A 12290-nucleotide genomic window follows, 5' to 3' on the forward strand; every position below is an offset into this window, starting at 1 on the left:
CCCGCCCGCAGGCGGCCTGGCCCCTTTGAAAAGGGGCTCCGCGAAGCGGTGGGGATTGATTTGCTGGCACTACTTCTACTTAAAAGCTCAAATAAAAGCAGCTTTCCTAAGACAATCCCCCGCCCTCGCTTCGCTCGGGCCCCCCTTTCAAAAGGGGGCAAGCGGCTGCGCCGCTTGTGCGCTCCCTGCGGCATCACAAGGCGGAACTACTCCGGCCCGCGCTACAATGTTTCTCTACTTCACGAATTGAAGATGGATTTTTTCAATGGACGGGAAGCGGTGAAAAAAGATGGACGTGGGGGAGATTTTGTTGTAGAATAGGGGAACAGATTTTGTGAGAGGGGGAGAGGACCGTGTCTCAGAGCTTTTTACCCGGCGAGGTGCTGGCTATGACCAGTCAGGCGGCGGACCGGCTTTTGAAGCTGGACAGCGGCGACGCGGCTCTGCTCTACCTCCAGCTGCTGCGCCGGGGCTCTCTGGAGGGCCTGCGCTGGCCGGAGTCCCGGGTCCAGGCCGCCCTGGAGCAGCTGCGGGGGCAGGGACTGGCCCCCCGGGAGCTGCCCGCTCCGCCGGAGCCCCCCGCCCCGGAGCCCCCGCCCCCGGAGTACTCCACCGAGGATATCACCCAGGCCCTCTCGGAGCAGGCATCCCCCTTTCCCGCCCTGGTGGGGGAGGTGGAGCGGCGGCTGGGCAAGCGGCTGTCCGCCTCCGATTTGAAGACGCTGTATACCCTCTACGACCACCTGGCCCTCCCCGCCGAGGTCATCCTCATGCTGGTGGGCTGGTGCGTGGAGGACATTGCCCACAAGTACGGCCCGGGCCGGAAGCCCCACCTGTCCCAGATCCGCCGGGAGGGCTTTGTCTGGGCCCGGCTGGGTGTTGACACCATGGAGCGGGCCGAGGCGCGCATCGCCCAGCTGACCCGCCTGCGGGGGCGGGAGGCCGAGGTGTTCCGCCTGCTGGACATCCCCCAGCGGCCCCTGGTCCAGCGGGAAAAGGACTACATCGCCGCCTGGGACTCCATGGGCTTTGACGACGAGACCATCCGCATGGCCTTTGAGCGCACCATACTGAAAAAGCAGTCCATGGACTGGAGCTATATGAACGGCATTCTCCGCCGCTGGCACGAGAAGGGGCTGCACACCGCCGCCGCCGTCCGTACCGGCGACCGGGACCCCCGGCCTCTCCAAGCTGGCGTTCCCCGGAGAGGTCCCGTGCCGCCGCCCGCCGCCGTCCAGGAGCAGCAGGCCCGGGAGGATATGGAGCGGCTGCGCCGGATGATGGAACAGATGAAACAGGAGGAGACATAAATGTCATATGACGCCAACGTACTGCGCCGGGCCACGGCGCGGCTGGAGCAGAACCGCCGGCAGCGGGAGGAGCGGGAGGAACGCCTGCGGCTGGAGGTGTACCGGCAGGAGCCCCGGGTGGAGCAGCTGGACCGGAGGATACAGGGCACCATGGCCGGGCTGGTGGCCGCCGCGCTTCGCCAGGGGGGCGACCCGGTTCAGGCCGTCCAGTCGGTGCGGCAGGAGAACCAGAATTTGCAGCGGGAGCGGGCCGTGCTGCTGGGGGCCCTGGGTCTGCCCGAGGACGCCCTGGAGGAGAAGCCCGTCTGCCCCCTGTGCCGGGACCGGGGCTGGAGAGGGGCCAGTATGTGCCAGTGCCTGCGGGAGCTGTGCGCCCAGGAGCAGATCAAGGAGCTGTCCAAGCTGCTGGACCTGGGCGAGCAGTCCTTCGACTCCTTCCGCCTGGACTACTACAGCCAGACCCTCTACCCCGGCATGGGCAGCTCCCCGCGGAGCAATATGGAGCTGGTATACGACGTGTGCGTGAAGTATGCCACCAAGTTTGGCCGCTTCACCATCAAAAACCTCTTCCTCTCCGGCGCCCCCGGCCTGGGGAAGACCTTCCTGTCCGCCTGCATCGCCCGCGCCGTGTCAGAGCAGGGCTTTTCGGTGGTCTACGACACGGCGGGAAATATTTTTGCCCAGTTCGAGAACCGCAAGTTCTTCCGCAACAGCCCCGACGGCGCCGGCGCCCGGGACGAGACCAGGCGGTATCTGGGCTGTGACCTGCTGATCCTGGACGACCTGGGCAGCGAGCTGACCACCCAGTTCACCCAGTCCGCCCTCTATGAGCTAATCAACACCCGTCTGGCCGGGGAGAAGCACACCGTCATCTCCTCCAACCTGTCCATGGCGGAGGCGGGCCAGCGCTACGCCCCCCAGATTGCCTCCCGCCTGGAGGGGGAGTACCACGTCCTCCACTTCTTCGGGGACGATATCCGGCTGCTGCGGAAGAACCGGATGTGAGGGTTTACACTTCGCCGCAAATCTGCTATAATAACGCTGAACCCTTTGACGAAACAGCGGAAAGGATGAGCGGCATGAACGAAACCGAACTGAAAGACCAGGTTATCAAGGAGTTTGTGAATTTGCAGCGCATCAAAACAGCTCCCAACAAAGAGGCGGAAATTGAATATCAGGAGACCATTTTAAAAGTCCGAATGCAGACCCTTGGCATTCCAACCGAGGACCTTGAAATCAAACCATAACGTCATTGCGGGAACAGGTACGCCTGCCAGGGAACCGACTACGAAAGGGCCGCAGAAATGCGGCTCTTTTTGTTTGAGAGGATGTTGACAATGAAGCCCCTTCGCTATCTGTATGGCGCAGTTCTGGAGCTGGTGATCGGCGGGCTGGCGGGACTGATTGTCTATCTGCCGCTGTTCAGGCTGCTGGGCTGGCTGTTCCCGCACATCCCCTATGAGGTGCTGACTGGGCTGTGGGGCGATGTTTTGAGCATCAGCATCCAGATCCCGGCCTTTGCCTGCTTTATGGCGGTTGATCTCCGGCTTCATATCCTGTTTCACAGCCTGTTCCGCCCGGACGAAAAAGCGAAGGTCTCCCATGTGCGCAAGCCGCCTGTTCAGCCCGTCCGGACGGTGTCCGCTGTGGTATTGGACAAGAGCGTCCGCACCAGACAGCGGCCCCGCAGCCGTCCGGAGCACCAATATTTTGCCGGCTTTCAGCTGGAGGACGAGACCGTCCTGTGGCTGTCTGTGACTCTGGAGCAATACCGGCAGCTGTCCAAGGGCAGCCGGGGCCGGCTCACGGTCCGGGACAAGACCTGTCTCTCCTTCCAACCCGAGGGCGAAGCCCTGTATCCCCAACGCAACACCCAGACATAACGGAGGAAACTTCCATGATTTACGCACTGATTGCCGCCGCGCTGGTCATTTTGGACCAGGTGGTGAAGTATCTGGTGATGACCAACATCGCCTTTGGGGAGCACGTCCCCTTCATCCCCTACATTCTGGAGCTGACCTATGTGGAGAACACGGGGGCGGCCTTCTCCATCTTCTCGGACCACACCTGGGCCCTGGCGCTGGTGTCGCTGGCCATGTCGCTGGTGCTGGCCCTGGCCCTGTGGAAGAACTTTTTCCGCCACCCCTTCGGCAAGCTGGCTCTGACCCTGCTGCTGGCGGGGGCCTTCGGCAACTTCATCGACCGGGCCTTCCGGGGCTATGTGGTGGATATGTTCAACGTGCTGTTTATGCACTTCGCCGTATTCAACGTGGCGGACATCTGCGTGGTAGTGGGGGGCATTGCCGCCGGAGCATACTACCTGCTCCTGTGGGACAAGCTGGAGGGCCGCCATGACAGCGCTGACGCTGAGGGCTGAGCGGGAGGGGGAGCGGGCGGATGCCCTCCTCTCCCGGCTGATCCCGGAGCTGACCCGCTCTGCCGCCCAGAAGCTGCTGGAGCGGGGGGCGGTGACGGCGGAGGGCAGGCCCCTGCGGAAAAATGACCGGCCCGCCCCCGGTCAGGAGCTGAGGGTCGTTCTCCCCGACCCGGAGCCCATCCGCCTGGTCCCCCAGAACATCCCCCTGGACGTGGTCTATGAGGACGGGGACGTGATCGTGGTCAACAAGCCGGTGGGCCTGGTGGTCCACCCCGCGCCGGGCCACCCCGACGGGACTCTGGTCAACGCCCTGTTATATCACTGCGGAAAATCACTGTCCGGCATCAACGGAGAGCTGCGCCCGGGCATCGTCCACCGCATCGACCGGGACACCTCCGGGCTCATCATCGCCGCAAAAAACGACCGCGCCCACCTGGCCCTCACCGCCCAGCTCCAGGACCACTCCCTGGCCCGGACCTACGAGGCGGTGGCGGTGGGCAATTTGAAGGAGGACAGCGGCACGGTGAACGCCCCCATCGGCCGCCACCCGGTGGACCGGAAGAAAATGGCTGTGGACCGCAAAAACGGCCGGGAGGCGGTGACCCACTGGTCCGTCCTGGCCCGGTACCCCGGGTACACCCATGTGGAGTGCCGCCTGGAGACGGGCCGCACCCATCAGATCCGGGTCCACCTGGCCTCCATCGGCCACCCCCTGCTGGGGGACGTGGTCTACGGGGCGAAAAAGCCCGTCCCCGGTCTGGCGGGACAGTGCCTCCACGCCCGGCGGCTGCGATTCGTCCACCCCGCTACCGGGGAGACGGTGGAGGTGGAGTGCCCCCTGCCCGGCGGTTTTCAGGAGATTCTGCGGAAAATTGACCGCTGCCCCCCTTGACAATCCCGGGAAAACCGGATAAGATATTGTTTCAATACGGAAAAACGCTGGGAAAAGGACGAGTACCTGCCCCCGAGACGCGCAGAGAGCCGCCGTTTGGTGAGAGGCGGACGGGAGGGGACCGGGAAAATCACCTTGGAGCCGAGGTCTGAAATCAGTAAGCCCCTCCGGACGCCCCCGTTATCGGGCAGACTGAAAGTGGTCAGGGCCGCGCCCTGGCAAGAAGAGTGGTACCGCAGAGGTGTGCGCCTTTGTCTCTTTATGGAGACAAGGGCGTTTTTATGTTTGGAAAGGAGTGTTTCCCTATGGCGATTGATGTTGTCATCCGGCAGAAGGCCTTGTTCAAAAGGGCTCTGACCCAGGCGGACCTGTCCCCCGCCGGACTGCGGACGGGCCACTGGAATCAGGCCGGCGTGCTGGACCCGGGGCCGAACCCCGACGGGCAGGCGTTGTGCGACCCGGCGCTGCCCGGGCGGGGCTGCTATCTCCAGGGGGCCCCGGGGGAGAAGAACCAGGTCTCGCTGCGCCAGCCTCTGCCCTGCACCCCCAGGGATCTGGAGGTGTTTTACGGCCTGGTGACCCGGGTCTGTCAAATCTGGAAAACCGACCGCTTCACCCAGGACGGGGCGGAGCGCCGTCTGGGGGATATTCCCGGGATGATTCAGTCCCAAAATCGGGAGGGGGCTGAACTGCTGAGGGCGATGGCGGAGCGGTGGCAGGCCGAGGGCATTCTCACCGGGGCGGTATACCCCATTTACATAGAGCCGGAGGCCGTGGACCGGCTGAAAACCGGGGACCTGGACTTCTTCCAAAGCTACCTGGCCCAGAAGCAGACCGGCGACTGGTACTACGCCAAGCCCAACTTCTTCCAGAAAAAGGACGGCTCCGGCATTCTGGGGTTGTACGCCATCACCGAGGAGACCCCCTCCATCCTGCCGCTGGCCCCCTTCGTGCCGCCGCTGTACTCCGTCCTCCTCCAGGGGTTCAGCCTGACCGACGAGCAGGTCACCGACTGGCAGGTCTCTCTCAACCGGGTGTGGGAGGAAAACGGAGAGATGAAGGCGGACACCCTGGGCTATCTGCCCTTTGCGGAGTTTGCCCGGCGGGTCAGGCTGGACCAGTGCCGGCCCTACGACGCCAGGCACGTGCTTGTGGAGGTAAAAAATCTTTCGGAGGTATTACCATGACCAATCTGGAAAAAATCAGGCTGTGTCAGGAGATTGTGGAGGAGATTCAGCGGGAGAACAGCCGGCCCGCCTGTTACCTGGAGTTCAGCCGGGAGCCCTTTTCCATCACTGACAGCCACCTGGGCGGGGTCCCCTATGTGCCCCGGGGCGGCGAGATCCCCACCGACGAGAAGGGGAACCAGCTGTGGCTGTGCGCCCAAATCAACTTCGCCCAGATGCCCCGCATGGAGGGCTTCCCCGACGGGGGCATTTTCCAGCTCTTCGCCTCCGACTTCGACGCCGACGGCGGCTTCGGCTTTTACGCCGGGGAGTACGGCGAGCAGAAGGGCTGGAAGGTGGTCTACTACGAGGAGGCGGACCCCGCCGTCACCTGGGAGGCGTGCGCCGCAAAAATGGCGGTCCCCTGGGAGGAGGCCAGCAAGGAGCGTATGCCCCGGCCCGCCCACAAGTTTGACCTGCGGGATATCAAGGAGGGCAACGCCGGCCTGTGGCGCATTCCCGCCCATCCCCTGAAGATCTCCTTCCGCCCGGTGGTCCAGGATGTGATGGGGGACAACGATTTCCGCTTTGACGCCCTCTTTGCCGCCGGGCTGGAGCGCCGTCTGCCCGGGGCGGACCCAGAGGAGTTCATGTCCTACCGTCTGCGGGACGAGACCGACGAGGAGCGGGAGCTTCTGCGCCGGGTCCGGGACCAGCTTGGATCGGGTGGGTGCAAGCTGGGGGGCTGCGCCTACTTCGAGCAGTGTGACATCCGGGAGGACGACGAGGCGCTGGCCGCCTGGGACATACTGCTGTTCCAGCTGCACGACGACTTCACCGACTTCCCGGCGGGGGAGTTCCCGGAGATGGACCTGTACCTGGGGGGCTTCGGCGCGCTGAACCTCCTGATCCGCCCGGAGGACTTGAAAAACCGGAACTTCTCCCAGGTGCTGGGCTACTGGGCCACGTCGTAATGGCCCGGGTCTCAGAGAAAGGGGTTATGTTATGAGCAAGCGGTCAAAAATGAAGGAGGGCCCTGCCCAGCAGGAGGCCCGTCGGGGGGAAAAGACGCTGGAGGAGCTTTGGCGGCAGACAGGAAAACCCATGTGCAGGCTGACCCTGTCCCGTGATCCCGTCACGATTTTTGACTGCCATATCGGCGGCACGCCCTACTGTCCCCATGACGGCCAGCCGCCTGTGGGGGAGGACGGGAAGCAGCTGCGGCTGGTGACCCAAATCAATTTTGAACAGGTGCCCGCCATGCCGCCCTTCCCAGACCGGGGGATCCTGCAAATTTTCCTTCCCGACGACGACCCCCTCATCGGCTACCGGGGAATGGAGCACTGGACCGAACAGACGAACTGGCGGGTCGTCTACCATCCGGAGCCTGACCCCACAGTCACGGACGAAGAAGCGGCGGCAAAGGTGACCACAGGCCCGCCGGTGGTCCATGATGGGCAAACCCTATGGCTGAACAGCCGCGTCGTTTTGAAGGAGTTCGCCTACAAGCTCCATTTCGGCTCTGTGGGGACGGAGGGGCTAACCCACAGCGACCATCGCTTCCACACCCAATTTGAGGAGACGTATCAGAGGCTCTTCCCCAACGACCCGCCGGTGCGGTTCTGCCCGGAACGTCCGCCGGTGCGCCCCAAGCCCGTGGACTGGATTTGGGCGGACGACATCTGGAAGAAACTATATGCCAAGGCATACACACAGTACAACAAGCTGGGCGGCTTCCCCTGCTTCCCCAAGACGGACCCCCGTACCGTCCTGCCGGAGCTGAAAGACGGGCAGTGCCCCTGGGACACCGTTTTGCTTCAATTGGAATACGGCTTTGTGGATGTAAACAATCATCTCCAGGGATATTGTCCCCTCTCTTTTGGAGAGGGTGGTGTTGCCGTCTTCCTCATGCGGGAAGCGGATTTGCTCCGCCGGGATTTTTCCCGGGTTGGCTACTACTGGCAGGACAATTCCGATGACGAGAGCTTTAAGCTCCTCTACGGCGAGGACTGGCAGCCCACAGAGCGGCATAAGCTGTCACCTTAAAACAGGAGGTATTTTCTGATGACAATGGACGAATGCCAAAAGTATCTGCCTGACGGCTGGACGGAGATCATCCAGCGGGACCCGGTGCTGCTGGAAATTTTTGAGGAACACGAGTACGATTTGGAGCAGGAGGCGGTGCCGCCCTTCCTCTTCCAGGACCTGCGGGGCGGTGAGCTGGAGCGCCTGCGGCCCATTCTGGCGCTGTACGGTCCGCCGGGGCTGGAACTGCTCCAGGGGCTTTTGGAGATTGACCAGGCCAGCCGGGACACGGCGGAGCGAACCCTCCCCAACGGCCAGACCGCTTATGCCGCCTACTTCTTTGCCCTGTTCGACCTGGAGCACAAACAGGCGGCCATCAACGCCGCCCGGACCTATATCAAGGCCATCAACCGCATTTATGTGGAGGAATTTGAGGAGAAACCGCCCCTGGACGAGGACGGGGAGATTGAATTTCTCTCCGGGCAGGAGGGCCGGGACTTTGAGGAGCAGGTCCGTCAGGTGTGGATACACGGCGAGGGCATCCAGACGGTGGACCTGGACGACCTGGACGAGTGGTATCAGGAGCTGGAATACCGGAAGGGCTGTGAGGAGATCAGGCTGCTGTCCGAGGCCCTGTACCACATCAGCTGCGACTACAATTTGTCCTATTATCTCCAGTGGCCCATGTTGGACACCCGGCAGGCCAATCCCTTCCGGGGCTATTTCCAGCTGTGGAAGCTGGGGCTGCATATCCACTTCCCCGCCCGGAACCGGGCCGTGCTGGTGGGCTGAGGAGGGACGCGGATGGAGATCAAACTGGCGGACACCCCGGAAAAGTTCCAGCCCATGGCCCAGGAGCTTGTGCCGCCCCTGGTAGAGCTGCTGCGGGCCCGGAACGAGCTGGAGCTGGAAATACACCGGCGCTTTCAGGTACTGGAGGCGGAAAAACCGGCGCTGGGGATTCCCAAAAACCAGATACACCCCGACGACCCCGCCCTGTGGGAGGAGTACCGCCGCCGGTACCTGGAGCTGGTGGAGCCCCGGTGCGCCCCCGGCCTGCTGAAATACGGCGCGGCGGGCAGCTGCGGCAGTCCGGCCCGGTACGACTCCCTCTTCCAGGACCCGGAGGGGCGGGTTACCTTCACCATGAAGAGCGCCAAACGGGCCACCGTGGAGACCAGCTGCCGCAAATCCTGGGAACACCGCTACCGGTTCACGCTGAAGCCTTTTGAGCGCGGCTGGCTGATTGCCGGAATCGAGTACAGCTTCGGCGGCGAAACCGGCTGGCACGCGGAGCATTATGTGTAGGAGGAGAGGATATGACCTGTCCCAACTGCGGAAAAGAGATGGAGTCCGGCCTGATGGCGCCGGGCAGGAACTGCGACCTGGAATGGGCCCCAGGCAGTTTCCTTTCCCCAGAATGAACCGCGTGAAGCTGCGCCCCACTGAACCCCGAGATACTGCCTTCGACGTTCCTCAATATCCCGCACTGATCTGCCAGACCATTCTGTTTCAATATCAATAAACACAATCATTCATTAGGAGGAATACAACATGGACTACAACAAGACCATCAATCTGCCCAAGACCGACTTCCCCATGCGGGGCGGCCTGCCCAAGCGGGAGCCCGAGATGCTCCAGCGGTGGGAGGACATGGACCTGTACCACGAGCTGCTGAAAAAGAACCAGGGCAAGCCCCTGTACTCCCTCCACGACGGCCCTCCCTTCTCCAACGGCGCACTGCACATGGGCCACGCTCTGAACAAGTCCATCAAGGACTTTATGACCCGCGCCGCCGCCATGCGGGGCTATCTCACCCCCTACATTCCCGGCTGGGACAACCACGGGATGCCCATTGAGTCCGCCATCATCAAGCAGAACAAGCTCAACCGCAAGGCCATGTCGGTGCCCGAGTTCCGCACCGCCTGCCACGAGTTCGCCCAGCACTATGTGGACGTACAGCGGGAGGGCTTTAAGCGGATGGGGGTCATCGGCGACTGGGAGAACCCCTATCTCACCATGAATCCCGGCTTTGAGGCGGAAGAAGTGAAGATTTTCGGGGCCATGTACAAAAACGGCTATATCTACAAGGGCCTCAAGCCGGTGTACTGGTGCCCCTACGACGAGACCGCCCTGGCCGAGGCGGAGATCGAGTACCAGGACGACCCCTGCACCACCGTCTATGTGAAGTTCCAGGTGAAGGACGACCAGGGTAAGTTGGGGCAGTATGGGGATATCTCCAAGATGTACTTCCTCATCTGGACCACCACCATCTGGACCCTCCCCGGCAACCTGGCCATCGCTCTCCATCCCCGGGACAGCTACGTGCTGGTGAAGGCGGACAACGGGGAGATGTATATCCTGGCCGAGGCCCTGCGGGAGAAGGTGATGAAGGTGGGCGGCATTGAGAACTACGAGACCGTCGCCACCTTCCAGGGCCAGGACTTTGAATATATGCTGGCCCGGCACCCCTTCCTGGACAAGACCAGCCAGCTGTGTACCGCCGAATACGTCACCATGGACAGCGGCACCGGCTGCGTCCACACCGCCCCCGGCTTCGGCGCGGACGACTACGAGACCTGCAAGCGGTACAAGATCGACATGGTGGTCCCTGTGGACGACCGGGGCCGCCACACCGACTATGCGGGCAAGTACGCCGGCATGAAGACTGACGAATCCAACCCGGTCATCCTGGCCGACATGAAGGAGAGCGGGGCCCTGTTCGCCAGCGAGGAAATCGTCCACTCCTACCCCCACTGCTGGCGGTGCAAAAAGCCCATCATCTTCCGGGCAACTCCCCAGTGGTTCTGCTCGGTGGAGTCCTTCAAGGAGGCCGCCGTGGCCGCCTGCGACGACGTGCGCTGGGTCCCCGGCTGGGGCATCGACCGGATGAAGTCCATGATTCAGGAGCGGGCCGACTGGTGCATCTCCCGTCAGCGCCGCTGGGGCCTGCCCATCCCCGTGTTCTACTGCGCGGACTGCGGCAAGCCCATCTGCACCGACGAGACCATCGCCGCCGTGAGCAAGCTGTTTGGCGAGAAGGGCTCCAACGCCTGGTATGAGACCGAGGCGGCGGACATCCTCCCCGAAAACTTCGCCTGCCCCCACTGTGGCTCCAAGTCCGGCTTCACCAAGGAGGAGGACACCCTGGACGGCTGGTTCGACTCCGGCTCCACCCATTTCGCCTCCATGCAGAAGGACCAGGGCTTCTGGCCCGCCACCGTCTATATGGAGGGCCTGGACCAATACCGGGGCTGGTTCCAGTCCTCCCTGCTCACCGCCGTGGGCGCGCTGGGCAAGGGAGCTCCCTTCAAGGAGTGCGTCACCCACGGCTGGACCGTGGACACCCAGGGCCGGGCCATGCACAAGTCCCTGGGCAACGGCGTAGACCCCGCCGACATTTTTAACAAGTACGGCGCGGACCTGATCCGCCTGTGGGCCGGCTCCGCCAACTACCATGTGGACGTGTGCGGCTCCGAGGTGATCTTCAAGCAGCTCTCTCAGAACTACCTGAAATTCCGCAACACCGCCCGGTACTGCCTGGGCAACCTGGACGGCTTCGACCCCAACAACCTGGTCAAGCCGGAGGAGATGGTGGAGCTGGACCGGTGGGCTGTCACCAAGCTGAACCGGCTCATTGAGAAGTGCTTCGCCGCCTACGACAACTACGAGTTCCATGTGGTGTCCCACGCCATCAACGATTTCTGCGTGGTGGAGCTGTCCTCCTTCTATCTGGACATCATCAAGGACCGGCTGTACTGTGAGGAGAAGGATGGCACTCTGCGCCGCTCCGCCCAGACCGCCCTGTGGCTCATTCTGGACACCATCACCAAGCTCTTCGCCCCCATCCTGGCCTTCACCTGCGACGAGATCTGGCTGGCTATGCCCCATAGAGAGGGCGACGACGAGCGGAACGTGGTGCTCAACGAGATGAACAAGCCCTTTACCGGGTACGCCCTGGACGAGGACGCTATGGAGCGGTGGGAGAAGATCATCTCGTTCCGGGACGTGGTCAACGCCGAGCTGGAGAAAGCCCGGAACGAGAAGAAGATCGGCAAGAGCCTGGAGGCCAAGGTCATCCTGGGGCTCCGGAAAGAGGATGCTTTCCTCGCCGAAATGGACCGGGAAGAGCTGGCCGACATCTTCATCGTTTCTCAGGTCGAGACCGAGATGGTTGACCTCTCCGTTGCCAACGTGGAGCCTGCCCAGGGCCAGAAGTGCGAGCGGTGCTGGAAGGTCCTGCCCACCGTGGGTTCCAGCTCCAAGCACCCCACCCTCTGCCCCCGGTGCGCCCAGGTGGTCCCGGCTATTGAGGTGGAATAATTCAACATCTTTATGGCCCTGCGAAGCGGGTGGGGATTGACTGGCAGGCATTGCTTCGACTTGGAATCTGAAATAGAAGCGGTCATCCTAAGACAATCCCCCGCCCTCGCTTCGCTCAGGCACCCCCTTTGCCAAAGGGGGCAAGCGGCTTCGCCGCTTGTGCGCTCCTGCGGCATCACAAGGTGGAACTACCCCGG

At 62.8% G+C, this 12290-nt stretch carries 13 protein-coding genes and 1 other annotated feature; all 13 genes read left to right on the forward strand.

The genetic code is table 11. The features are described 5' to 3' along the window. The coding region (locus D1646_RS22850; RefSeq protein WP_207709439.1) for a hypothetical protein at positions 1-321 on the forward strand (321 nt) is incomplete at its 5' end. Between the two features lie 32 nt (positions 322-353). After that, the gene (locus D1646_RS23735; protein ID WP_160636855.1) at positions 354-1310 is read left to right on the forward strand and encodes a DnaD domain protein; all 957 of its coding nucleotides are present in this window, start codon (positions 354-356) and stop codon (positions 1308-1310) included. Beyond that, positions 1311-2315, forward strand: coding sequence for an ATP-binding protein (locus tag D1646_RS12985; protein ID WP_160636856.1), 1005 nt, complete (start codon positions 1311-1313; stop codon positions 2313-2315). 74 nt (positions 2316-2389) lie between these two features. Then, on the forward strand, positions 2390-2557 hold the full coding sequence (locus D1646_RS12990) for a hypothetical protein (RefSeq protein ID WP_201754674.1): 168 nt from the start codon (positions 2390-2392) through the stop codon (positions 2555-2557). Positions 2558-2647: 90 nt separating this feature from the next. Further along, a complete protein-coding gene (locus D1646_RS12995; protein ID WP_160636858.1) occupies positions 2648-3193 on the forward strand; it encodes a DUF2500 family protein in 546 nt (181 codons plus the stop codon). A 14-nt stretch (positions 3194-3207) separates the two neighbouring features. After that, positions 3208-3687 carry a signal peptidase II gene (gene lspA, locus D1646_RS13000; RefSeq protein ID WP_160636859.1) on the forward strand — a complete coding sequence of 160 codons (480 nt, stop codon included), beginning with the start codon at positions 3208-3210 and terminating at the stop codon, positions 3685-3687. Next, a complete protein-coding gene (locus D1646_RS13005; protein WP_160636860.1) occupies positions 3662-4579 on the forward strand; it encodes an RluA family pseudouridine synthase in 918 nt (305 codons plus the stop codon). Before lspA ends, D1646_RS13005 begins: the two co-directional genes overlap by 26 nt. A gap of 40 nt (positions 4580-4619) precedes the next feature. Then, positions 4620-4841, forward strand: a binding site (T-box leader). A gap of 43 nt (positions 4842-4884) precedes the next feature. Next, entirely contained in the window at positions 4885-5766 is an 882-nt protein-coding gene (locus D1646_RS13010) for a DUF4299 family protein (protein WP_160636861.1), read from the forward strand. Beyond that, on the forward strand, positions 5763-6719 hold the full coding sequence (locus D1646_RS13015) for a DUF1963 domain-containing protein (protein WP_160636862.1): 957 nt from the start codon (positions 5763-5765) through the stop codon (positions 6717-6719). The genes D1646_RS13010 and D1646_RS13015 overlap by 4 nt, the downstream gene beginning before the upstream one ends. A 31-nt stretch (positions 6720-6750) precedes the next feature. Further along, on the forward strand, positions 6751-7791 hold the full coding sequence (locus tag D1646_RS13020; RefSeq protein WP_160636863.1) for a YwqG family protein: 1041 nt from the start codon (positions 6751-6753) through the stop codon (positions 7789-7791). 18 nt (positions 7792-7809) lie between these two features. Continuing rightward, complete coding sequence (locus D1646_RS13025) at positions 7810-8562, forward strand: hypothetical protein (RefSeq protein ID WP_160636864.1); 753 nt, start codon at positions 7810-7812, stop codon at positions 8560-8562. Between the two features lie 12 nt (positions 8563-8574). Then, the gene (locus D1646_RS13030; RefSeq protein ID WP_160636865.1) at positions 8575-9078 is read left to right on the forward strand and encodes a hypothetical protein; all 504 of its coding nucleotides are present in this window, start codon (positions 8575-8577) and stop codon (positions 9076-9078) included. 246 nt (positions 9079-9324) lie between these two features. Continuing rightward, positions 9325-12093 carry an isoleucine--tRNA ligase gene (ileS, locus tag D1646_RS13035; protein WP_160636866.1) on the forward strand — a complete coding sequence of 923 codons (2769 nt, stop codon included), beginning with the start codon at positions 9325-9327 and terminating at the stop codon, positions 12091-12093. Positions 12094-12290: the final 197 nt, after the last annotated feature.

It is taken from the genome of Pseudoflavonifractor sp. 60 (assembly GCF_009911645.1).
Classification (GTDB): domain Bacteria; phylum Bacillota; class Clostridia; order Oscillospirales; family Oscillospiraceae; genus Lawsonibacter.

What these genes read in the sequence shown, in the direction of transcription:
- D1646_RS13015 (WP_160636862.1), top strand. Translation starts at nt 5,763, where the DNA reads ATGACCAATCTGGAAAAAATCAGGCTGTGTCAGGAGATTGTGGAGGAG.
- D1646_RS13005 (WP_160636860.1), top strand. Translation starts at nt 3,662, where the DNA reads ATGACAGCGCTGACGCTGAGGGCTGAGCGGGAGGGGGAGCGGGCGGAT.
- ileS (WP_160636866.1), top strand. Translation starts at nt 9,325, where the DNA reads ATGGACTACAACAAGACCATCAATCTGCCCAAGACCGACTTCCCCATG.
- D1646_RS13010 (WP_160636861.1), top strand. Translation starts at nt 4,885, where the DNA reads ATGGCGATTGATGTTGTCATCCGGCAGAAGGCCTTGTTCAAAAGGGCT.
- D1646_RS13030 (WP_160636865.1), top strand. Translation starts at nt 8,575, where the DNA reads ATGGAGATCAAACTGGCGGACACCCCGGAAAAGTTCCAGCCCATGGCC.
- D1646_RS13020 (WP_160636863.1), top strand. Translation starts at nt 6,751, where the DNA reads ATGAGCAAGCGGTCAAAAATGAAGGAGGGCCCTGCCCAGCAGGAGGCC.
- D1646_RS12995 (WP_160636858.1), top strand. Translation starts at nt 2,648, where the DNA reads ATGAAGCCCCTTCGCTATCTGTATGGCGCAGTTCTGGAGCTGGTGATC.
- D1646_RS13025 (WP_160636864.1), top strand. Translation starts at nt 7,810, where the DNA reads ATGACAATGGACGAATGCCAAAAGTATCTGCCTGACGGCTGGACGGAG.
- lspA (WP_160636859.1), top strand. Translation starts at nt 3,208, where the DNA reads ATGATTTACGCACTGATTGCCGCCGCGCTGGTCATTTTGGACCAGGTG.
- D1646_RS12990 (WP_201754674.1), top strand. Translation starts at nt 2,390, where the DNA reads ATGAACGAAACCGAACTGAAAGACCAGGTTATCAAGGAGTTTGTGAAT.
- D1646_RS12985 (WP_160636856.1), top strand. Translation starts at nt 1,311, where the DNA reads ATGTCATATGACGCCAACGTACTGCGCCGGGCCACGGCGCGGCTGGAG.